The organism is Cellulomonas edaphi, from assembly GCF_030362815.1.
Taxonomy (GTDB): Bacteria; Actinomycetota; Actinomycetes; order Actinomycetales; family Cellulomonadaceae; genus Cellulomonas; species Cellulomonas edaphi.
This window is the reverse complement of the sequence record NZ_JAUCGR010000001.1, coordinates 341,849-362,145: the sequence shown is the minus strand read 5'-3', so window position 1 is coordinate 362,145 and position 20,297 is coordinate 341,849. Positions and strand designations below refer to the sequence as shown.

At 71.6% G+C, this 20,297-nt stretch carries 17 protein-coding genes and 1 riboswitch; of the genes, 10 read left to right on the top strand and 7 right to left on the bottom strand.

Annotation, left to right across the window (positions count from 1 at the left end):
• Positions 1-66: 66 nt before the first annotated feature.
• Positions 67-1,086 (top strand): LacI family DNA-binding transcriptional regulator, encoded by a 1,020-nt coding sequence (locus tag QRT05_RS01760; protein WP_289444657.1) that lies wholly within the window; start codon positions 67-69, stop codon positions 1,084-1,086.
• On the opposite strand, the gene QRT05_RS01755 is transcribed toward QRT05_RS01760, so the two are convergent.
• Together QRT05_RS01755 and QRT05_RS01750 are read right to left on the bottom strand one after the other, a co-directional pair.
• Entirely contained in the window at positions 1,073-1,285 is a 213-nt protein-coding gene (locus QRT05_RS01755) for a helix-turn-helix domain-containing protein (RefSeq protein ID WP_289444656.1), read from the bottom strand. The genes QRT05_RS01760 and QRT05_RS01755 overlap by 14 nt on opposite strands.
• Positions 1,282-1,944: a hypothetical protein gene (locus QRT05_RS01750; RefSeq protein WP_289444655.1), complete on the bottom strand. Its 663-nt coding sequence runs from the start codon at positions 1,942-1,944 to the stop codon at positions 1,282-1,284. The genes QRT05_RS01755 and QRT05_RS01750 overlap by 4 nt, the downstream gene beginning before the upstream one ends.
• Before the next feature lie 318 nt (positions 1,945-2,262).
• Between QRT05_RS01750 and QRT05_RS01745 the strand changes: the two genes are divergently transcribed.
• Complete coding sequence (locus tag QRT05_RS01745) at positions 2,263-4,179, top strand: adenylyl cyclase (protein WP_289444653.1); 1,917 nt, start codon at positions 2,263-2,265, stop codon at positions 4,177-4,179.
• Positions 4,180-4,260: 81 nt separating this feature from the next.
• Here QRT05_RS01745 and QRT05_RS01740 read toward each other — a convergent pair whose 3' ends face one another.
• Positions 4,261-4,599, bottom strand: coding sequence for a YciI family protein (locus QRT05_RS01740; protein ID WP_289444651.1), 339 nt, complete (start codon positions 4,597-4,599; stop codon positions 4,261-4,263).
• A gap of 64 nt (positions 4,600-4,663) precedes the next feature.
• The gene (locus tag QRT05_RS01735; RefSeq protein ID WP_289444649.1) at positions 4,664-5,497 is read right to left on the bottom strand and encodes an aldo/keto reductase; all 834 of its coding nucleotides are present in this window, start codon (positions 5,495-5,497) and stop codon (positions 4,664-4,666) included.
• A 176-nt stretch (positions 5,498-5,673) separates the two neighbouring features.
• Between QRT05_RS01735 and QRT05_RS01730 the strand changes: the two genes are divergently transcribed.
• The 3 genes from QRT05_RS01730 to QRT05_RS01720 all read left to right on the top strand — a co-directional run bounded on the left by QRT05_RS01730 (position 5,674) and on the right by QRT05_RS01720 (position 9,530).
• Positions 5,674-6,582 (top strand): SDR family oxidoreductase, encoded by a 909-nt coding sequence (locus QRT05_RS01730; protein ID WP_289444647.1) that lies wholly within the window; start codon positions 5,674-5,676, stop codon positions 6,580-6,582.
• A 158-nt stretch (positions 6,583-6,740) separates the two neighbouring features.
• A complete protein-coding gene (locus QRT05_RS01725; protein WP_289444645.1) occupies positions 6,741-8,663 on the top strand; it encodes a penicillin-binding transpeptidase domain-containing protein in 1,923 nt (640 codons plus the stop codon).
• Positions 8,664-8,681: 18 nt separating this feature from the next.
• The gene (locus QRT05_RS01720; protein ID WP_289444643.1) at positions 8,682-9,530 is read left to right on the top strand and encodes an NAD-dependent epimerase/dehydratase family protein; all 849 of its coding nucleotides are present in this window, start codon (positions 8,682-8,684) and stop codon (positions 9,528-9,530) included.
• 50 nt (positions 9,531-9,580) lie between these two features.
• Here the strand turns inward: QRT05_RS01720 and QRT05_RS01715 are convergent, their stop codons facing one another.
• Positions 9,581-13,678, bottom strand: coding sequence for a CARDB domain-containing protein (locus tag QRT05_RS01715; protein ID WP_289444641.1), 4,098 nt, complete (start codon positions 13,676-13,678; stop codon positions 9,581-9,583).
• 312 nt (positions 13,679-13,990) lie between these two features.
• On the opposite strand from QRT05_RS01715, the gene QRT05_RS01710 reads away from it, so the two are divergent.
• The 4 genes from QRT05_RS01710 (at position 13,991) to QRT05_RS01695 (ending at position 15,949) form a co-directional block, all read left to right on the top strand.
• The gene (locus tag QRT05_RS01710) at positions 13,991-14,563 is read left to right on the top strand and encodes a 1-acyl-sn-glycerol-3-phosphate acyltransferase (RefSeq protein WP_289444639.1); all 573 of its coding nucleotides are present in this window, start codon (positions 13,991-13,993) and stop codon (positions 14,561-14,563) included.
• 69 nt (positions 14,564-14,632) lie between these two features.
• A complete protein-coding gene (locus tag QRT05_RS01705; protein WP_289444638.1) occupies positions 14,633-14,803 on the top strand; it encodes a CsbD family protein in 171 nt (56 codons plus the stop codon).
• A gap of 312 nt (positions 14,804-15,115) precedes the next feature.
• Positions 15,116-15,190: riboswitch (cyclic di-GMP riboswitch) on the top strand.
• A 17-nt stretch (positions 15,191-15,207) separates the two neighbouring features.
• Entirely contained in the window at positions 15,208-15,339 is a 132-nt protein-coding gene (locus QRT05_RS01700; RefSeq protein ID WP_289444636.1) for a hypothetical protein, read from the top strand.
• A 226-nt stretch (positions 15,340-15,565) separates the two neighbouring features.
• A complete protein-coding gene (locus tag QRT05_RS01695; RefSeq protein WP_289444635.1) occupies positions 15,566-15,949 on the top strand; it encodes an SHOCT domain-containing protein in 384 nt (127 codons plus the stop codon).
• A gap of 68 nt (positions 15,950-16,017) precedes the next feature.
• Here the strand turns inward: QRT05_RS01695 and QRT05_RS01690 are convergent, their stop codons facing one another.
• Positions 16,018-18,636 carry a lysylphosphatidylglycerol synthase transmembrane domain-containing protein gene (locus tag QRT05_RS01690; protein ID WP_289444633.1) on the bottom strand — a complete coding sequence of 873 codons (2,619 nt, stop codon included), beginning with the start codon at positions 18,634-18,636 and terminating at the stop codon, positions 16,018-16,020.
• A 179-nt stretch (positions 18,637-18,815) separates the two neighbouring features.
• Between QRT05_RS01690 and QRT05_RS01685 the strand changes: the two genes are divergently transcribed.
• Positions 18,816-19,412, top strand: coding sequence for an HdeD family acid-resistance protein (locus QRT05_RS01685; protein ID WP_289444630.1), 597 nt, complete (start codon positions 18,816-18,818; stop codon positions 19,410-19,412).
• A 69-nt stretch (positions 19,413-19,481) separates the two neighbouring features.
• On the opposite strand, the gene QRT05_RS01680 is transcribed toward QRT05_RS01685, so the two are convergent.
• Positions 19,482-20,282 carry a CPBP family intramembrane glutamic endopeptidase gene (locus QRT05_RS01680; protein ID WP_289444628.1) on the bottom strand — a complete coding sequence of 267 codons (801 nt, stop codon included), beginning with the start codon at positions 20,280-20,282 and terminating at the stop codon, positions 19,482-19,484.
• Positions 20,283-20,297 lie beyond the last annotated feature (15 nt).

Here is a 20,297-nt window from a genome sequence, read left to right as displayed (position 1 = left end):
TCAGACAGAACACCGCGCGTTTCGACGCCTGTCAACTCGAAGGCCGCTGAAACAAGGGATGTAACAATGGAACGCTCCACGGTCCGGGACGTCGCCGCGCAGGCGGGCGTCTCCATCGCGACCGTCTCGCGCGTGCTCAACGGCCACGACAACGTCGCGCCCTCGACGCGGGCTCGCGTGGAGGCCGCACTGGCGTCGCGCGGCGCGTCGGCGCCCTCGCCGCGAACCCGGCCCGACCCCTGGTCCGGCACGCGGTCGGGTCCGGTGTTCGTCCGCTGCCCCTACGTCCTGTCCGACTACTTCGGGCCCATCGTCTCGGCGATCGGCGAGGCCCTCGACCTGCACGGCCGGGCGATGCTGCTCGACGCCGGGGAGTCGGCGCAGTCCACGCACCCGCTGACCACGGTGCAGGCGCGGGAGGTCGCCGGTGCGGTCCTCGTGCTGCCGCCGGAGGACGGCGACGAGCTCGTCGCGCTGCGTCGCCGAGGGTTCCCCTTCGTCGTCGTCGACCCGCGCCTGACGCCCCCCCGCGACGTCGCCGCCGTGTCGGCTGCGCACTTCGCCGGCGCGCGCCAGGTCACCCAGCACCTGCTGGCGCTGGGTCACCGGCGGATCGGCGTCGTGGCCGGTCCGCGCGAGTGGGTGGCGGGCAACGACCGCTACGCGGGGCACGCGGCCGCGATGGTGGACGTCGGCGTGCTGCCGCCCCCGGAGCTGGTGCGCTTCACGCACGCGACCGCCGCCGACGGCGAGCGCGCGGCCGGGGAGCTGCTGGACCTCGCCGACCGGCCCAGCGCGCTCGTCTGCTTCAACGACCAGAGCGCGGTCGGGGCGCTGCGCGCGGCCGCCGCGCGCGGGCTCGCCGTGCCGGACGACGTGTCCGTGACGGGGTTCGACGACCTCGAGCTCAGCCGGGCCACGGCGCCACAGCTCACCACCGTCCGGCAGCCGCTCGCCGAGATGGGGCGGATCGCGGTGAGCCTGCTGGTGCGGCTGCTGGAGCGGCACAAGCTCGACGCGCTGCACGTGGAGCTCGCGACGGAGCTCGTGGTCCGCGGCTCGACCGGGCCGGTCAGTGGACGCTGAAGAGGTCGCCCGGCTGGCAGGCCAGCGCGTCGCACAGCGCGGTGAGGGTGCTGAAACGGACGGCTCTGCCGCGGTCGTTCTTCAGGACGGAGAGGTTGACCACGGTGATGCCCGTGAGCGCAGAGAGCTGGACGAGGGTGAGCCCGCGCGCGGCGAGGAGGCGGTCGAGGTGGCAGACGACGCGGTGCTCCTCCGTCACACGAGCCCCTGAAGGTCGGCGGCCATCTCCTCGGACTCGCGCGTCAGTCGTTCCCCGGCGCGGAAGGCCGCGGCAACAGCCAGGACGAGAGCGCCGGTCAGGAGCGGGGCGAGCGGGACGGTGACTCCGTGCACGAGCTCCGTCTCGAGCCCGGTGCGCTGTGCGATGCGGAGCCCGGCGAGCTGGGACGGCAACGGGACGAGCACCCCCGTGACCGCGACCGTCACCGCGACCAGCGTGATGCGCCGTGCGTTGCCTCGGCGGAACGGCCGGCCTTCCGACAGCGCGACGAGCACCGGCCGGATGAGGAGCGCCCCGAGCAGGAAGCCGACCCCGCCCACCAGCAGCTCTGCGTTGGCCAGCGCCTGCTCGGGCGCGGTCGATCCCCACGCCTCGATCCGGAGCTGCCCGGCGGAGGGGCTCGCGGAGAGCCCGTCGGGCCCGTTGGCCGGGAGGAGCCACCCGTCGGCAAGCGTCACGCCAGGGAGCTCGACCCGGGCGTCCCCGCAGCATCCCGACGGCGCGACACGGACGGTCGCCTTGACGCTTGCCGAGACCTGCGTCAGCGCGTTGACGAAGTCCAGCACCCCGAGCGCTGCGCCGATGACGCCGATCGCGACCAGCAGGTTCGCCAGCCGCCGCACCCATGGACCTGTCATGTCCGCCCCTATCGATGATCGATATGGGGACCGTAGCGTACCGGGGTATGGGCGTCTACGACGGACCCGGCCGGACGTTCCCGCACGCGTTCCGACGCTGCGTGCAGCAGCCCTGGAAGCGCGACCAGTCGTGGACGCGATTCCCACGACTGACTCACCCGTCAGTGACGGTTGACACGCGCCGTCCGCCAGGTACGTTTTGTCCTATCTCACGGCCGACCGGCCGTCGTGACGGGGGGCGCCAACGTGGGCGCCCCCTCGCGCGCGGCAGGTCGCTCGAGCGAATCTCGACTGACCTCCAACGCTGAAAGGTCATCCATGCTGCCTCTCCCGCGCCGCTCGCACCGGCGGACGCACAGCCCCCGCACCAGCACCTCCGGCCGTCGCCTCGGTGTCGCGGCTCTCGCGGTCGCGCTCGCGACCACGGTTTCCGCCGCCGTCGCGACCCCTGCAACCGCTTCCAGCAAGCCCGACCCGGACCTCGGCCCGAACACCGTCGTCTTCGATCCCAGCATGTCCGTCGACGACATCCAGAAGACCGTGGACGCCATCCACGCCAAGCAGGTCGACGCCGAGATGGGCGACGGGCGCTACGCCATCCTGTTCAAGCCGGGCACCTACGGCACCGCCGAGCACCCGCTGCGCTTCCAGGTCGGCTACTACACCGAGGTCGCCGGCCTCGGGCTCAACCCGGGCGACGTGAAGATCAACGGCGCGGTCGAGGTCTACAACCGGTGCCTTCCGCCCGCGCCGGACCAGGAGAGCAACTGCATCGCGCTGGTGAACTTCTGGCGGTCCCTGTCCAACCTGTCGATCAACTTCGTCGGCGGCAGCGACGGCTGCCGCAACTCCGCGAACTTCTGGGCGGTCTCGCAGGCCGCTCCGATGCGTCGCGTCGAGCTCACGGGCGCGAACCTCTCGCTCATGGACTACTGCACGGCCGGCCCGCAGTACGCGAGCGGCGGCTTCATCGCCGACTCCAAGCTCCCGTTCGTGGTGAGCGGCTCCCAGCAGCAGTTCCTCACGCGCAACAGCTCGGTCGATGGCTGGAGCAACTTCGTGTGGAACCAGGTGTTCTCCGGCGTCGAGGGCGCCCCGGCCGGTGGACCCTTCACCGACGACAACAAGTACACGACCCTCGCCGCCACCCCGGTGTCGCGGGAGAAGCCGTTCCTCTACGTCGACGGCAAGGGCAAGTGGAACGTCTTCGTGCCGGACGCGGTGAAGGACTCCGCGGGCACGTCGTGGAAGAGCGGTACGACCGCCGGCTCGTCCATCCCGCTCAACCGCTTCTACGTCGCGAAGCCGGGTGACAGCGTGAAGAAGATCAACCAGGCGCTGTACGCCGGCAAGCACCTGCTCCTCACGCCGGGGATCTACCACAACAGCAGCCCGCTGACGGTGGTGCACCCCAACCAGGTGGTGCTCGGCCTCGGCCTGGCCACCATCGTCCCGGAGAACGGCTCGGTGGGCCTGCGCACGCTCGACGTCAAGGGTGTCAAGATCGCGGGCCTCATGTTCGACGCCGGCGCGACCAACTCGCCGTCGCTCCTGACGGTGGGCACGCGGTTGTCGAAGCTGGACGCGCTCGGCCGCAAGCCGCACCTGTCCGACCCGGCCAACCCGACGACGCTCAGCGACGTCTTCTTCCGGGTGGGTGGCGCGCACCAGGGCCGGGCCACGCAGTCCCTGGTGGTCAACGCCAACAACGTGATCATCGACCACACCTGGGCCTGGCGCGCCGACCACGGCACGGACGGCGTGGGCTGGACCGTGAACACGGCGGAGACGGGCGTGCTCGTCAACGGCAACGACGTGCTGGCCACGGGCCTGTTCTCCGAGCACTACCAGAAGTACAACGTGGTCTGGAACGGCGAGCGCGGCCGGACGATCTTCTTCCAGAACGAGCTGCCCTACGACGCGCCGAACCAGGCCGCCTGGCAGCACGGCAGCACGCTCGGCTACGCGGGCTACAAGGTGGGCGACAAGGTCACCACGCACGAGGCGTGGGGGCTGGGAAGCTACATCTACACCAACGTCGATCCGACGCTGCACGCCACGAACGCGTTCGAGGTCCCGGAGCGCAGCGGCGTCAAGCTGCACAACATGATCATCGTGTCGCTCAACAACGCCGGCACCATCGACCACGTCGTCAACGGCGTGGGCGGGCCGGCGGTCGCGGCACCGGGCGGCTCCACCACGGCCTACCTGGCCGAGTACCCCGTGGCTCCCTGACGGGCTCACGGGCACGGGCATGACGACGGGCGGGCACCGCCTGGGGTGCCCGCCCGTCGGCTCGTCGTGCCGTGCGCGCCCTCAGCGGAACGCGCGGACCTCCACGGGCAGCCGCGTCGCCTGGGCGAAGCGCCGCGCCCACGCCACCGCCTCGGCCTCGTCGTGCACCTCGACGACCGTGAAGCCGCCCACGTGCTCGGCCGTCTCGACGTAGGGGCCGTCGAGCACCACCAGCGCGTCGTCCTCGTGCCGCACGGTCTTGGCCCGGGTCGGTGGCTCGAGCCCGCCCGCGAAGACCCACAGCCCTGCCGTGCGGAGCTCCTGGTCGAGCGCGTCGACGTCCCGCATGATCGAGTCGAGGTCAAGGTCGGCCGGCGGGGGTCCGGCCGGCTCGACGATGGTCAGCGCGAACTTGGCCATGGTGTCCTCCTGGTGTCTCGGGTGATGTGGACATGACGCGCGAGCGTCCGCCGGATCGACAGCCTCAGGGCACGTAGTCGAACGTGTCCGGGTCGGGGCCCGTGCGCTCGTCGCGGTTCAGCGCGTCGATCGCCGCCATGTCCACGTCGTCGAGCTCGAAGTCGAACAGCGCGAAGTTCTCCCGGATGCGCGCCGCCGTGACCGACTTGGGGAAGACGATGTCGCCGCGCTGGATGTGCCAGCGCAGCGTCACCTGCGCGGGTGTGCGCTGGTGCGTCTCGGCGATGCGGACCACGGTCGGGTCGTCGAGCACCTTGCCTTGCGCGATGGGGGACCAGGCCTCCGTCGCGATGCCGTGCTCGGCCCCGAACGCGCGTGCCTCCGCCTGGGTCAGGTACGGGTGCACCTCGATCTGGTTCACCGCGGGCACCACGGTGGAGCCGTCGATCAGGCGCCGCAGGTGGTGCGGCTGGAAGTTGGAGACGCCGATCGACCGCGCGCGGCCCGAGCGGTAGAACTCCTCCATCGCGTGCCACGTCTCGACGAAGTCGGAGACCATCGCAAGCGGCCAGTGGATGAGGAACAGGTCCACGTGGTCGGTGCCGAGGGCGTCGAGCGTGCGCTCGAACGCCGCGGCCGCCGCCTCGGGGTCGTGCGAGTCGTTGTTGAGCTTGCTGGTGATGAACACCTCGTCGCGAGGCAGGCCCGAGCGACGCACGCCCTCGCCCACGCCGGCCTCGTTGCGATACATCTGCGCGGTGTCGATGTGCCGGTACCCGGCATCCAGGGCGGTGACGACGGCGTCGGCCGTCTCGTCGGGGTCGATCTGGAAGACGCCGAACCCGAGCTGAGGGATCGTCACGCCGTTGTTCAGGGTGATCAGTGGTGTGGTCGACATGCTGCCATTCGACCGCGCCGCGGCCCGGCGCGCACGGCGGCCGGCTGCCTGGCTCGCGCGGCCGCCTGTCGGGCTCGCGCGGCCGCGGGTCGAGCGGCCCGCGCAGCCGACGGTTGTGCCGCCCGCGCGGGCATGGCACCGTCGGCCGTCCCGCCCGTCGCTGCCTGGAGGCTCCCGTGTACGTCGTCCCCGACCAGAGCGGCCGCACGGCCGTCGTCACGGGCGCCAACAGCGGGACGGGTCTCGAGGCTGCCCGGCGACTCGCCGCGGCGGGGGCCCATGTGATTCTCGCGGTGCGCGACGCGGGCAAGGGTGACCGCGCCGCGGCGGGGCTGCGTGCCCGGCATCCGGGTTCCGTCGAGGTCCGGGTGCTCGACCTGGCCGACCTCGCGTCGGTGGAGAAGTTCGTGGTCGGTCTGGCCGACCTGCCGCACGTCGACCTGCTCCTCAACAACGCGGGCGTCATGGCCCCGCCCGAGCGGTTCGAGACCGTGGACGGGTTCGAGCTGCAGCTCGGCACCAACTTCCTCGGCCCGTTCGCGCTGACCAACCGTCTGCTGCCGCAGCTGCTCGCGGCGCCCGCCCCGCGGGTGGTCACCATGAGCTCGGTCGCCGCCCACTGGGGCCGCATCCGCACGCACGACCTGCACTGGACCACGCACTACGGCCCGCAGCGCGCCTACGGGCAGTCGAAGCTCGCGGACCTCTACCTGGCGAGGCACCTCGCCGCCGTGGCCGACCAGCGGGGGTGGGAGCTGCTCAGCGCCGCCGCGCACCCCGGCTTCACCCGCACCAACCTCCAGACCGCCGGCGCCTCCCTGGGCGGCCGCACGCCCCGGCGGTCCTTGCTCGACCTGCCGCTGGTCCCCGTCCAGGACCCGCCGCAGGGAGCCGAGCCGATGCTGTTCGCCGCCACCTCGCCCGACGCGCAGCGGGGCGCGTACTACGGGCCGAGCGGCGCCCTCAGCCTGGTCGGGCCCACGGGGCCGGCGTGGCTGAGCCGTCGCATGCGCGACGCGCGGGCCGCGGCGTGGCTGTGGGACGCCGCGGAGCGGATGACGGGGACCGGCCTGCCGGGGCGGTAGCCCCAGCAATCACCTCGTCCCATGTGGGTGGTCGCTTGCACACTTGGGGAGGAACGGTGAAGGGGTCACCCGAACGTCCACGCGCCCGGCCGGCGTGCGGCACGCTCGGGACTGGCCGCGCGTGACGCGCCCGCCACCACCGCGTTCGAGGGAGATCGATGGCGTCCGCCCGCAGAGCCTGGTCCGGTGTCGGCGCGCTCGTCCTGGTCACCGCGGCGCTGACCTCGTGCACGAGCGAGCCGCCGGGACCGCAGGCGGCGGCCGGCACGCTGGCGCAGGCGCTGGCCAGCGGGGACTTCAGCCGGGTCGCGCTGACCGCGACGGCCGACGCGGCGGCCGCGTCGAGCCAGCGCACCTCCACGTTCGAGGCGCTCGGCGACCGCCGGCCCGCGGTCACGGTCGCAGCCGTCGCGGTGGACCCCGAGGACGACGAGCGAGCCACCGCCACCCTCGCGTACACGTGGGACCTCGACGCCTCGGACGACGACTGGACCTACCGCGTCACGGCGCGGATGCAGCGCGACGACGACACGTGGCAGACGGCGTGGCAGCCGTCCCTGCTGGTCCCCGACCTGGTGGACGGGGAGGTGCTGTCCGTCTCGCGCGCGCGCGCCGCACGGGCGCAGGTGCTGGGCGCGGGCGACGAGGTCATCGTGGAGGACCGGCCGGTATGGCGCGTCGGCATCGACAAGACGCGCGTCGACGCGGCCGACACGAAGGCGGCCGCGCGGGCGCTGGCGACCGCGCTGGAGATGGACCCCGCGGCGTATGCGAAGCAGGTCGCGGCGGCGGGCCCCAAGGCTTTCGTCGAGGCCATCGTCGTGCGTGACGGCGACCCGGACTACGACGTCAAGGCGCTGGACAGGCTCGCGGGCGTGGACCCCGTCGCGGCGACCATGCCGCTGGCACCCACGCGGCTGTTCGCCCGGCCCGTGCTCGGCACGGTGGGTGACGCGACCGCGGAGGCGATCGCGAAGTCCGACGGTGCGATCGCGGCGGGCGACCTCACCGGGCTGTCCGGCCTCCAGCGCCAGTACGACGCGCAGCTGCGGGGCCTGCCCGGGCTCACGGTCGAGGCCGTGAGCGAGGACGGCTCGGCTCGTCGTGAGCTCTACGCGGTCGCGCCCACCCCGGGGACCCCGCTGCGCACGACGCTGGACGTCGGGATGCAGACCTCCGCCGAGAACGTCCTCGCGCAGGTACGACCCGCCAGCGCCATCGTGGCGATCCGCCCGTCCACCGGCGACGTGCTGGCCGCAGCCAGCGGCCCGGGGGGCGACGGCATGTCGACCGCCACGCTGGGACAGTTCGCGCCCGGCTCGACGTTCAAGGTGGCGTCCGCCCTGGCTCTGCTGCGCGCCGGCGCGACGCCGGACTCGGACGTCACGTGCACGCCCCAGGTGGACGTCGACGGCCGCGAATTCTCCAACTTCCCGGACTACCCGAGCGCGCACCTGGGTCAGATCCCGCTGCGCACGGCCTTCGCCAACTCGTGCAACACGGCGTTCATCGCCGAGCGCGACACGGCCACGCAGGACGCCCTCATCGACGCGGCCGGCTCGCTCGGCCTGGTGCCCGGCGCGGACCTGGGGTTCGCCGCGTTCCTCGGCGCCGTCCCGGCGGACTCGGACGGCACGGACCACGCGGCCACGATGATCGGCCAGGGCCGGGTCCTCGCCTCGCCGCTCGGTATGGCGACCGTGGCCGCCTCGGTGGCAGCGGGTTCGACCGTCACGCCTCGCCTCGTCGTGACGGACGACGAGCCCGCGCCGAGCCCGGACCCCACGGAGTCCGCGCGTCCGCTCGTGCCGCTCACGGGCGCCGAGGGAAGCACCCTGCGCGAGCTCATGCGCGGCGTCGTCACGGACGGTGGCGCGTCGTTCCTCGCGGACGTGCCGGGCGAGGAGGTGATCGCCAAGACGGGCACCGCCCAGTTCGGCCAGACCGAGGACCTGCGCAACCACGTGTGGATGATCGCGGCGCAGGGCGACCTGGCCGTGGCGGTGTTCGTCGACGAGGGCGACTACGGCTCGACGACCGCCGGCCCGCTGCTCGAGGAGTTCCTGCGCGCCGTCCGGTGAGCGGTTAGCGTGGCCGGCATGGGTCGCGTGGTGGTCACCGGAGGCAGCGGCAAGCTGGGGCGAGCGGTCGTCACGGAGCTCGCCGAGCACGGGTACGACGTGGTCAACGCCGACCTCGCGCCGCCTCCACCGGGCCAGCCCGCAGCGTTCACCCGCGTCGACCTCACCGACCTCGGCCAGGTGGTCGAGACGCTGCACGGCATCGACGACCGCTACCGCGGCGTCGACGCGGTGGTGCACCTGGCGGCGGTTCCTGCGCCGGGTCTGCGGCCCAGCGGGGCGACGTTCGCCAACAACGTGCTCAGCACGCACCACGTGTTCCTCGCGGCGCGCCAGGCGGGCATCCGCAACGTCGTCTGGGCGTCCTCGGAGACCGTGCTGGGCCTGCCGTTCGACGTGCCACCGCCGTACCTCCCGGTGGACGAGGAGTACACGGTGCGTCCGGAGTCGACCTACTCCCTCGGCAAGGCCGTCGAGGAGGAGATGGCTCGGCACTTCGCGCGGTGGGACCCGGAGGCGAAGTACATCGGGCTGCGGTTCTCCAACGTCATGGAGGTCGAGGACTACGCGCAGTTCCCCGCCTTCGCGGCCGACCCGCGCTCGCGGATCTGGAACCTGTGGGGCTACATCGACGCGCGCGACGGCGCGCTCGCCACGCGGTTGGCGCTCGAGAGCGACCTGACCGGCTTCGAGGCGTTCGTCATCGCCTCGCCCGACACCGTGCTCGAGCGCCCGACGGCCGAGCTCGTGGCCGAGTACCTCCCCGACGTCCCGGTGCGACGCCCGCTCGTCGGGAACGAGACGCTGCTGGGCATCGAGAAGGCCCGCCGCCTGCTGGGCTGGGAGCCGCAGCACACCTGGCGCTGAGCGCACCGACGGGCGGCCGGTTGACCCGACCGCCCGTCGCGCGTGCGCACTCAGTCCCGGTTGATGGTGAACGTGGACGTCGTGTTCTTGATGTCCTGGAAGTTCCCGGACATGCGCAGGTTGTGGAACGTCACCGACCCGACCGCCGGGCCCTGACCGGGTTCCGGCTGCTCGTTGGCCCAGATGCCGAACCCGGACTTGGCGTCCCACGCGTCGCCGCTCTTGCGGGCGCCGGTGATCGAGATGTTCGTGAACACCGTGTCGGTGATCGGGTTCTGCGGCGTGGAGCCCACGTAGTTCGTCTGGAACATGATCCCGGAGTACGTGGGATCGACGATGTCGACGTCGCTGACCCGGATGCCCTGGAACTTCTTCGAGGCGGAGAACACCCAGATGGCCGGGAACGTCTGGTTGCCCCAGAAGTGCCCGCCGGCGCGGACGATCGAGATGTTCTGGAACGACGTGGGTGACGCCGAGCCGAACTCGTCCATCGGGTAGCCGAAGTCCAGCGAGCTGATGGTGATGCCCGAGTAGACCAGGGTGTCCGCGATGTAGATGTTCCGGAACGTGTTGCCGTAGCCGCCGTAGACCGCGAGGCCCGCGGCGCGCCAGGTGACCAGCGAGGTGAGGTTCTCGTAGACGTTGCCGGTCTGGCCCAGTCCGCCGGAGTCGGTGGCGGCGAACAGGGCGAACGAGTCGTCACCGGTGCCGCGCGCCTCGATGTTGGCCACGCGGTTGTTGGCGCTGCCGTTGGTCATGTTGATGCCGTCGGCGAAGGTGTTGCGGATGCGCGAGTTGGTGATCGAGCTGTTGTCCATGTTGTTCGCCCAGAACATGCAGATCATGTGCTCGACCCACAGGTCGTCGACCGTCATGCTCGAGACGTTGGTGAAGTCCAGCACCTTGCCGGGACCGTCGATGCGCGACGTGTAGTTGCCCCAGTAGGAGAAGCTGCGGAACTTCGACCCGTTGGACGACGCCTCGGCCCGGAAGCCGATGTCGGTGTTCTCCTGGCCGCTCGGCGCGAAGAACCGGGTGAACCACGGCCCGGCGCCGACGATGTCGACCGCCTTGCCGTACACCTGGAACTTGCTCGCGGTGGAGTAGTCGCCGGCCGGCAGGTACACGCCCTTGAGCCTGCCCGTGGTGTCCTGACGGAACTTGTCGAGCGCGTTCTGCACGTCCTGGTGCGTGAAGCCGGCGGGCGTGATGTACGCGGCCGTGTCGGGGTTGGGCTTGGCCGTCGCCTGCTCGGTGTTGACGAAGTCCACGGTGACCGGGAGCGGGTTGCTCGCGGTCTTCTGCAGCCGGATGGTGGTCCCGGCCGGCACCGTGGTGCCGAGCAGCACATTGGCCTCGTCGTAGATGTGCCGCGGTCCGCCCGCGCTCGGGGTGTTGCCCGGGTTGGTCTCGTTGCCGTACAGCCACGCGAAGCGCGAGGTCAGGTCGAGACGCTTGAGGAACGTCCCGCCGGCGTAGATGTCGATCGAGCCGTTCTGACCCGTGCCCCCCGCGCTGTCCGGGATGGAGAACCGGGTCACGAGCGTGTTCGTCGAGCTCTTGAGCGTCCACTCGACGTAGGCGCCGTTGTCGGCGAGCGTGACCGCGCGACGCCCGGAGGCCTCGCCGGCGAGGTCGCCGACCGTGCGGTTGGCCGCGAGCACGGTGGCTCCGCCGCCGGTCCGGCCGTCCTCGGCCTCGTAGAAGTCGAACGGCATGCTGGCGCCGCGGCCGACGAAGATGCCGGCGGTCGCGGTGTTGTTGCCCTGCTTGCCGGCGACCTCGGTCGCGTCGGACGCTGCCACGGACGTCACCGTGTAGTTGCCGTTGGCGGCGGTCCACGTTCCCAAGGAGACCTGTGCACTCGTGGCGCCGGGGGCGACCGCGCCGCTCACCGCACCCGTGAACGTCTTGACGGTGGCGCCGGTGCCGTCCTTGAGCGTGACGGTGACGGCGTGCGATCCGCTGCCCGTCGCGACGTTGCCCGTGTTGGCGATCGCCGCGGTGAACGTGACGCTCGCGCCGGCCGACGGTGTGCTGGGGTTCCAGCTGACCACCGGGATGATGTCCGAGCTCGGCACGGCAGCCACCGTGAGCCTCGTCGGGTTGGTGAAGCCGTTGTTGGCCTCGTTCTGCTCGACCACGGAGTTGGCCGGGTCGACGAGGGCACCGATGGCGTAGCTGCCCGCCGCGCGAGCACCGGCGGAGGCGGAGACCGTGGCCTGGGCACCTGCCGCGAGCGCGCCGACGGCCACGGTGGCGGCGGCCTCGCCGTCGACCGTGAACCGCACGGTCGTCGCGGCCGACGCGAGCGTGCCGGAGTTGCGCACCACCGCGCTGAGGGTGATGGCGTCCGACTCGACCGGGCTGGCCGGCGACGCTGTCACCGCAGTCACGACCAGGTCCGGGTTGGGGGCCGGCGTGCCGACCACCTCGAGCTCGGCCACCTGCCCGTTGCCCGAGCCGGTGTTGCCGGTGAAGACGAGCCGCACGTCGCTGGCCGTGCCGCTGAGCGGGATCGTGACGCTGTTCCCGGAGCCGGGGGCGAAGGAGTACGACGCGGAGGCCTTGAGCGTCGACCACGAGCCGGTCCCGGTCCTGCCCTCGACCGCGAACGTCTGGGTGCGCGCGCCCCACGCCGCGTCGGGGTTGAGCCGGACCGTGACCCCGCTGAGCGTCGACGTCGAGGCGAGGCTCACGGCGAGCCAGCTCGGGTACTGGCCGCCCGCGCCTTCCCAGTACGTGGTGCGGCTGCCGTCCACGGCGTTGCCGGCCACGTACGTCCACTCGGTCGACGACGCCGTGGCCGGCCGGCCGAGCGCCAGGTTCTGCCCCTGCGGGGGCTCGACCGGACCGCTCGTGACGGTGAACGATCCCGAGGCCGCGTTGTTGGACTCGTTCGACTCGACGACCGTGTTGGCGGGGTCAGCGGTCGCGCCGATCGCGTAGGTGCCGGCAGCGCGCGCCCCGATGCTCGCGGTGACCGTGGTCTGCGCCCCCGCGGCGAGCACGCCGACGTTCACCGTGCCGACGGTCTGGCCGCCGACCGTGAACGCCAGGGTCGTGGCGGTCGACGCACCGTCGCCCGAGTTCCGCACGACGGCGGACAGGGTGACGTCGTCGCTCGGGGTGGGGCTACCCGGCGTTGCGGCGACGGAGCTGACCACGAGGTCGGGGCGGGCGGGCTGGGTGCTCGTCGTGCCCCAGACCTGGAGCTCGGCGACCTGGCCGTTGCCTGCACCCGTGTTCGCCGTGAACTGCAGGCGCACGTCGGTCGCGGAGCCCGTGACGGGGATCGTCACCTGGTTGCCGCTCGCGGGGCTGAACGTGTAGGCGGCCGAGGCCTTGATGGTCGACCACGCACCGGTGCCGGTGCGGGACTGGACCTCGAACGTCTGCGTGCGGCTGCCCCATGCGGAGTCCGGGTTCAGTCGCACGACGACGCCGGTGAGCGCGCTCGTCGCGGCGAGGTTCACGGCCAGAGTGCTGGGGTACTGCCCGTCGGCACCCTCCCAGTAGGTGGTCGCGCTGCCGTCCACCGCGTTGGCGGCGACGTAGGTCTGGGTGCTCGAGGACGCGCTCGCGGGCCGACCCTGCGCGAGGTTGCTCCCCGACGGCGGGTCCACGGGCGGGTTCATCGGGGCCGTGCCGAGGACCTCGAGCTCGGACAGCTGCGCGGCCGGCCAGCCGGAGTTGGCGGTGAACTGGACCCGGACGTAGCGGACGGAGGAGTCGGTCACGTCCACCGACACGGTGTTGGCGCTCGGCGCGAAGGCATAGGAGGCCTGGGCCTTGAGCGTCGTGAAGCTGCTCCCGTCGGCGGATCCCTGGACCGCGATGGTCTGGTTGCGCGCGCCCCAGCCCGAGGGCAGCTTGAGCGCGAGGTCGGTGACCGTGGCGGCGGCGCCGAGGTCGACCTGCACCCACTGGGGGAAGGCGTTGCTGCTCGACTCCCAGTAGGTGCCCTGGTTGCCGTCGGTCACGTTTCCCGACGCGTACGGGGCGTTGGTGCTGCTCGACGTCGTGGCCTTGCCGGCCGCGAGGTTGACGGTGGCCGCGTCGGCGGCCGAGGTCGCGATCGCGCCCAGGGGCACGACGAGCGCGACGGCGGCGGCGGCAACGACGGCGCTGCGGAACTTCCTTCTCATGAGACGTCCTCGTTCTCCCGCTCGTGGCGGGTGGAGCCGGGCACGCGTCGACGCTCCCGGCGGGATGGACTGCGATGGGCCAAGCAGGATTGCGTGGGCTGACGCGCGGCCGTCCGCGTGGGTGTGCGGGCGACGGTCGAAGGCGCTCGTTGAGCAGTTGCCGGTACCGCACAACTTTGTGCGGACCGACTGTCGAGTTCTTGCGAACTGCTGACCCGAGGCTACGAATCCGAAGCGGGCGAGTCAAGACGAACCGGCGATATCCGGCACGGGCGGTCGGAGGCGGCGCGCCGCATCGCCTACCCTCCAGCGATGAGCCTGCGCCGCACCCTCGCCCGCGCCTACTGGCGGGTCAGCCGCTGGAACCTGGTCACCGAGCGAGTCCCCACCGACCGGCCCGGCATCTTCGTCGGAGCTCCCCACACCTCCAACTGGGACTTCGTGCTGATGCTCGCCATCGGGGCGGAGGCGGGCCTGCGGTTCCGGTGGCTGGGCAAGCACACGCTGTTCAAGCCGCCGTTCGGCCCCCTCATGCGAGCGCTCGGCGGCATCCCCGTGGACAGGCGTGATCCCGCCGGGCTCGTGAACGAGCTCACCGCACGGATCGCCGGCGGTGACGTCTTCTCGCTCGTGGTCACCCCCGAGGGGACGCGGAGCGGCGACGGGTGGAAATCGGGGTTCTACCGCATCGCGCGGGCCACCGGACTGCCCGTGACGCTCGGCTACGTGGATCGCACCACCATGACCACGGGCCTGGGACCCACCATCCAGCTCTCGGGCGACGTGCGCGCGGACATGGACGTGGTGCGTGCGTTCTATGCGGACAAGGCAGGGTTCGCGCCGGAGCGCCGCACCGAGCCGCGGCTCCGGGAGGAGACCGCCTGATCCCTTCCGGATGCGCACTGCGTCGGACCGGGTTAGCGTCAAGACACAGCAAAGAGGCGGAGGTCAAGGATGGGTCTCGACGACAAGGCGAAGAACGTGGCAGAGGACGCCACGGGCAAGCTCAAGGAGGCGGCCGGCAAGGCCACCGACGACGAGCGGCTCGAGGCGGAGGGGAAGGCCGATCAGTCCAAGGCCGACCTGAAGCAGGCGGGCGAGAAGGTCAAGGACGCGTTCAGCTGAGACATCGGGCGCGCCGCAGCGGTGGGATGCAGCTGCGGTGCACACGCCCTACACGAGAGAGGGCCCTACCGCCTGCGGAGGGCCCTCTCTCGCGTCCGCCCGCCGCGGGGCTCCGGGTGCGTCGCGCAGCGCTCCAGGGGTGTGACCGCGGACACACTCGATGGGCTGACCTGCAGCGTTGTCATCTCACTCGCTCCTAACCGAGTCGAGGAGAGCGCGCACGCGCCGAGCGGGTGAAATGAACGGATGTCCGAATCACCCCGATTAGGACTCTTTCCTAACTAGGTGGTCAGTGGGTAATGTCCTACTTGTCAACGAAAACGGCAAACCCTCTGCAAGGAGGGGACGCAAAGCCACGGGACCTACAGGGTCAGCCGGGCTACCGAACAGACAGGACCCGTGTCATGGACACCACCGGATACCCCGCTGAGCCCATCGCCTTCCCCGCCAGCCGTACGGCGGCCTGGTCGGCGATCGCCTCCCGGCTCGCGGCCGTGAGCCACGTCCCCGCTCAGCGCGAGGACGTCGCGGCCTGACCGCACGCTTCACGACAGCCCCGCACGCCCCTCGGGCGGCGGGGCTGTCGTCGTCCGTGCCCCGTCACGCGCTCGGCAGCCGCTGCTGACGTCGCAGGTCAGCGCCCCATCATGGGAGGAATGACCCGATCGGGGTACATCGTGTCGAAACGGGCGGTTGTGGGCTAACCTCACACCACCGGGTCGCCAGCCGGGGCGACTCGACATCGTGAGAGAAGAACGCCGCATGGACAGCTTTTGGGACTGGTTCTGGCTCCTGATCTATTGGTTCCTCTTCTTCGCCTACCTCGTCATCCTCTTCCAGATCCTCACCGACCTCTTCCGGGACCGGGCGCTGAGCGGCTGGTGGAAGGCGGTCTGGATCATCGGTTTGATCCTGCTGCCATTCCTCACGGCGCTCATCTACGTCATCGCGCGCGGCAACAGCATGGCCGAGCGCCAGGTGTCGGCGATCCGGGCAGCCAAGGCGGACTCGGACTCCTACATCCGCGAGGTCGCCGGCAGCGGCTCGTCACCCGCGGCGGCGATCAGCGAGGCCAAGGCCCTGCTCGACGCCGGCGTGATCGACCAGGCGGAGTTCGCGCAGCTCAAGGCCAAGGCGCTCGCCTGACCTGACGCACCCGCGACGACGAGGCCCGGCTCCCTGGTGGGGGCCGGGCCTCGTCGTTCGTCAGCAGGTCAGAGCTCGCCGCTGCGCTGCAGGATGCGCATGGCCAACCAGCCCAGAGGGATGCGCAGCCAGTAGGTGACGACGCGGAACAGGATCGCGATCGAGGTCGCGATACCGAAGTTGATCCCGGTCACCGCCGAGAGCGACGCACCGAGCGCGGCCTCGATCGCGCCCATCCCGCCCGGGGTGGGCACCATGGCGCCGGCGGTGTTGCCGGCGAGGTACACGATTGCCACCTGGATGAGGCTGGCCTCCTGGCCGAACGCGTGCAGGCAGGCGTCGAAGGCGAGCACGTACCCGAGCGTCATGAGCAGGTTGCTGCCGACGGCCAGCGCGAGGCGCCAGGGCTGACCCAGCACCGCGATCAGGCGCGGCCACGTCTGGCGCAGGATGGGCAGGGTCTTCGCGACCACGAGCTGCCGCACGGCCGGGATGAGCAGCGTCGCCGCGACGCACGCCGCGACGATGCCGATGGCCAGCAGGACCGCCGGAGAGATCGGCAGCGCCGACTCCTGGTTGCCCGACGCCACGGTCAGCACGAGCAGCAGCGCCAGGGTCACCACGAACCCGCTCACCTGGACGAGCGCGACGGTGGCGCCGGCGAGGGTCGCGCTGACGCCTCGGCGCGTGAGCATGCGCAGGTTGAGCGCCGCCGGCCCGATGCCCGCCGGAGCCGCGAGCGCCACGAACGTCGCGGCGGTCTGGACCAGGACGGCCCTCCAGACGGGGATCTTGACGGGCGAGAAGGCGACGATGGCCAGCGCCGCCCCGAGCAGGGTGAGCAGCCCGAGCGCGAACGCGAGCACGCTCCAGCGCCAGTCGCTCTCGCCGACGGCCTGGGTGATCTCCTCGATGTTGATCTGCGTGACGATGAACAGCACCGCGAGGATGGGAACCACGATGGTGAGCACCGTCCGGGCCCCGAACCGCACCAGCTGCAGCGGCTCGACGTCGGCCTCGGGCAGGCGGCCCACGAGCGCGGTCCGCAGCTCGGCGAGCACCTGCTTGTGCGTGCGCATCTCCTCCCGCGTGCGGCGCGGGAGCGAGATCGTCTGCAGCAGGGGACCGATGGCCGCGAGGTCGTCGTCGGAGAGGATCCCGGCCGCGGAGTCGAGCGCGCGCGTCGCACCCACCCGCAGGGCCAGCAGGGCCAGCATCTGGCTGGCGTCCATGCGCCTGGCCAGCTCGGAGGATGCGACGTAGCCCTGCTCCCAGCCGGTCAGCCACACCACCGGGCTGCCGGCCACGGTCGCGACGAGCACGGTGTCGCTGGTCAGCGCACGGTGCGCGATGCCCGCCGAGTGCGCCAGGTTGAGCTGTGCCCAGACCTCAGCGAGCAGCTCGTCGGTCAGCTCGCTCGGATCCACCTCGGCGAGCGGGACGGCGTGCTCGGGGTGGCCCTGCACCAGCAGCATCGAGTCGTCGGCCTCGGACACCGCGAGCAGCTGAGGTGTCCTGACGCCGGCCGCGCGCACCGCGTACGCAAGCAGGGCCGCGCGCTCGGTGGCCTGCCGCAGGTTCACCACCGAGCGGCCCTCGAGCCCCCGCAGGCGTAGGGACCGCCACACTCGCGCGAGCATGCCGACCACCTGGCGGTCGCCGTCGATCACGACGAGGTCCAGGGCCGTGCCGTCGGTGGTGGTCAGGGCGTACGTGCGGTACCCGGACGAGCGGATCAGGGCCTGCGCCGCGGCGTCGGGATCGGGCCGTCGCGGGCTCGCGACCTCGCCCTCGACGACCGGGACCGGGGTGGTCTCGGCGTCGGGGTCGACGGGTGCCGCGAGCTCCGGCTCGGGCGCCTCCGGAACTCGGCGCAGCAACCTCGGCTCGAAGCCCGCCCGGCGCACGCCCGCCACGAGCACCTCGCCGAACGCCTGCTCCGAGCGCACCCCGGACAGGAACCGCACCGCGAGGCCGGCGACCCGGCCGAGGATGAGCGAGATCGCCAGACCCGGCAGGGAGACCTGGGCGGTGATGAGGAGCACGCCGATGGCGAACCACAGCAGGTTCCACGACCAGGCGACCGTGCGCCGACGCGAGCGCGGACCGGAGACCGTCAGGAGACCGGCGAGCATGGCGACGTAGCCGGGGAGCGTGACGGTCCACTCGCCGTCCACGCGGATGGACAGGCCGATGATGAGGTCGTCACTGCCCAGGTGGTGCACGAGCCAGAGCACGATCCCGTTGAGCACCACCGCGAGGACCGCGGCGCCCAGCGCGTCGAGCACCTGGCGACCGAGCCGACGGATCGCGAGCTCCGACAGCACGGCCAGCGGGACCAGCGTCGTGACCGCGCCCTCGAGCACCTGCACCGGCACGACGAGGATCTTGCGCAGCAGGTCCGCGAAGCCCTGGACGTCCTCCGCGACGCCCGTGGTGGTGTGCTGGGCGTAGGTGGCGAGCACCATCATGAGCCCGACGCCGAGGACGCCGATCGTGGCGCCGATCAGGTCGCTCGGGTGGTGGACGCGGGCCGGCGGGTCGTCGTCGACGATGATCTCGGCCGCGGACGGCGGGCCCGTGGGGCCGACGATCGTCGCCGTGCCGTCGACGGGGAGGTCGTTCGCCGCTGCGACGGCCGCGACGTCCGCGGCCGCGCGACGGGCAGGCGACGGCCTCGCGGACATAGAGGCGAGTCTAGGCAGCCGCCTCCTGCGAGGTGCGCCGATGTCGTTGTGCGTCGCACGACACCGCCGCCCGCGAACTCGTCCCGCCGTGTCGCGCCCTCGGCGTGATCTGTGCCACTAACGTGTGTTTCGCCCGTTCACGACGACGACCCAGGCCGCACGCACCTCGAGGAGATGCCATGACCGATCCCACAGCGACCGCGATCGCAGCCCAGCTGCGACGCTTCTGGTGGCTCCCCGTGCTCCGCGGCATCCTGCTGCTGGGGCTCGGTCTGTTCATGGTCTTCAAGCCCTTCGACACGCTCACCGCGCTCGTGTGGCTGATCGGTCTGTTCACGATCGTCGACGGCGTGCTGACGATCATCAGCGCGTTCCTCGACAAGCGGGACACCGGTGTGCTGTGGCCGGTCGTCGGCGGCCTGGTCACCATCGCGATCGGCGTGGTGCTGCTGGCGTGGCCCGGCCCGACCGTGAAGGTGCTGTTCTACCTGACCGCCTTCTGGGTGATCCTGCTCGGCGTGGTCGGGATCATCGGCTCGATCGTCTCGCACAAGCGCGACAACCCCACGTGGTTCTTCCCGCTGATCCTGGGGCTCATCAGCCTCATGATCGGCCTGCTGCTGGTGACGAACCCGCAGACGTCGATCGCCGTGGTCATGCTGCTGGTCGGGCTGTTCGCGCTGGTCGCCGGCGTGGTGCTCGTGGTCGGCGGGTTTGCGGCCCGGTCGATCGCGGCCACCATCGAGGACGACGCGAAGAAGGTCATCGAGCTCTAGCGCACCGTCTCCCGCCGCCGGGCCCTGCCGTGAGCGGGGCCCGGCGGTCGTGTGCGCGCGGCGCACCGGTCAGGTCAGACCCAGCGAGTCACGGACGTGCGCCGGGATCAGCGAGTACCCGACGAAGACCACGGTGTCCATCACGGTGTGGGCGACCACGAGGGGCATCACGCGTCGCCGGCGGCGGTAGTACTCGGAGAAGACCAGGCCCATCACGAAGTTGCCGGCCAGCGCGCCCCAGCCCTGGTAGAGGTGGTACGACCCGCGCAGTGCCGCGCTCGCGACCACGATGTACGGCTCGCGCCATCGCAGGTCCCGCAACCGCTCCATGAGGTAGCCGACCGCCACGACCTCCTCGAGCAGCGCGTTCTTGAGCGCGAGCAGCACGAGCATCGGGACGGTCCACCAGTGCGCGTCGAGCGCGGACGCCTCGACGCTCACGGCCAGGCCCATCGCCCGAGCCACGGCGTACAGACCCAGCCCGGGCAGCCCGATGAGCGCGGCGAGCCCGACGCCGACGCCCAGGTCCCGCAGCGGGCGGGCGAACGTGAGCCCGATCCGCCGGGTCGCCGAGCGTCCGCCGGCCGAGAGCAGGTAGAGGGCGAGCGCCACGGGCATGAGCGCGAACACGATCGCCAGGCTCTGGTAGACGAGGTCCAGCCAGGGCCGCGGCGAGAGCGTCGGGTTGAGCGTGGTGCTTTGGTCGGCGAGCGGGGGACCGGCGGTGAGCCGGTCGATGATGTTCACCACCGCGTACACGGCGGAGCGGCCGAGCGAGAGCCCGAGCACGATCCAGATCTCGACCGTGAGGCGACGTCGCACGGCCCGCTCGTCGGGCTGCGGCACCTTGTCCACCGGCTGCTGGCTCACGCGCGCAGCGTAGAC

Excerpts from the sequence above, each read along its gene's own strand:
- QRT05_RS01715 (WP_289444641.1), bottom strand. The coding sequence starts at position 13,678 with ATGAGAAGGAAGTTCCGCAGCGCCGTCGTTGCCGCCGCCGCCGTCGCG.
- QRT05_RS01720 (WP_289444643.1), top strand. The coding sequence starts at position 8,682 with ATGGGTCGCGTGGTGGTCACCGGAGGCAGCGGCAAGCTGGGGCGAGCG.
- QRT05_RS01745 (WP_289444653.1), top strand. The coding sequence starts at position 2,263 with ATGCTGCCTCTCCCGCGCCGCTCGCACCGGCGGACGCACAGCCCCCGC.
- QRT05_RS01735 (WP_289444649.1), bottom strand. The coding sequence starts at position 5,497 with ATGTCGACCACACCACTGATCACCCTGAACAACGGCGTGACGATCCCT.
- QRT05_RS01705 (WP_289444638.1), top strand. The coding sequence starts at position 14,633 with ATGGGTCTCGACGACAAGGCGAAGAACGTGGCAGAGGACGCCACGGGC.
- QRT05_RS01700 (WP_289444636.1), top strand. The coding sequence starts at position 15,208 with ATGGACACCACCGGATACCCCGCTGAGCCCATCGCCTTCCCCGCCAGC.
- QRT05_RS01740 (WP_289444651.1), bottom strand. The coding sequence starts at position 4,599 with ATGGCCAAGTTCGCGCTGACCATCGTCGAGCCGGCCGGACCCCCGCCG.
- QRT05_RS01695 (WP_289444635.1), top strand. The coding sequence starts at position 15,566 with ATGGACAGCTTTTGGGACTGGTTCTGGCTCCTGATCTATTGGTTCCTC.
- QRT05_RS01750 (WP_289444655.1), bottom strand. The coding sequence starts at position 1,944 with ATGACAGGTCCATGGGTGCGGCGGCTGGCGAACCTGCTGGTCGCGATC.
- QRT05_RS01685 (WP_289444630.1), top strand. The coding sequence starts at position 18,816 with ATGACCGATCCCACAGCGACCGCGATCGCAGCCCAGCTGCGACGCTTC.
- QRT05_RS01710 (WP_289444639.1), top strand. The coding sequence starts at position 13,991 with ATGAGCCTGCGCCGCACCCTCGCCCGCGCCTACTGGCGGGTCAGCCGC.
- QRT05_RS01725 (WP_289444645.1), top strand. The coding sequence starts at position 6,741 with ATGGCGTCCGCCCGCAGAGCCTGGTCCGGTGTCGGCGCGCTCGTCCTG.
- QRT05_RS01760 (WP_289444657.1), top strand. The coding sequence starts at position 67 with ATGGAACGCTCCACGGTCCGGGACGTCGCCGCGCAGGCGGGCGTCTCC.
- QRT05_RS01690 (WP_289444633.1), bottom strand. The coding sequence starts at position 18,636 with ATGTCCGCGAGGCCGTCGCCTGCCCGTCGCGCGGCCGCGGACGTCGCG.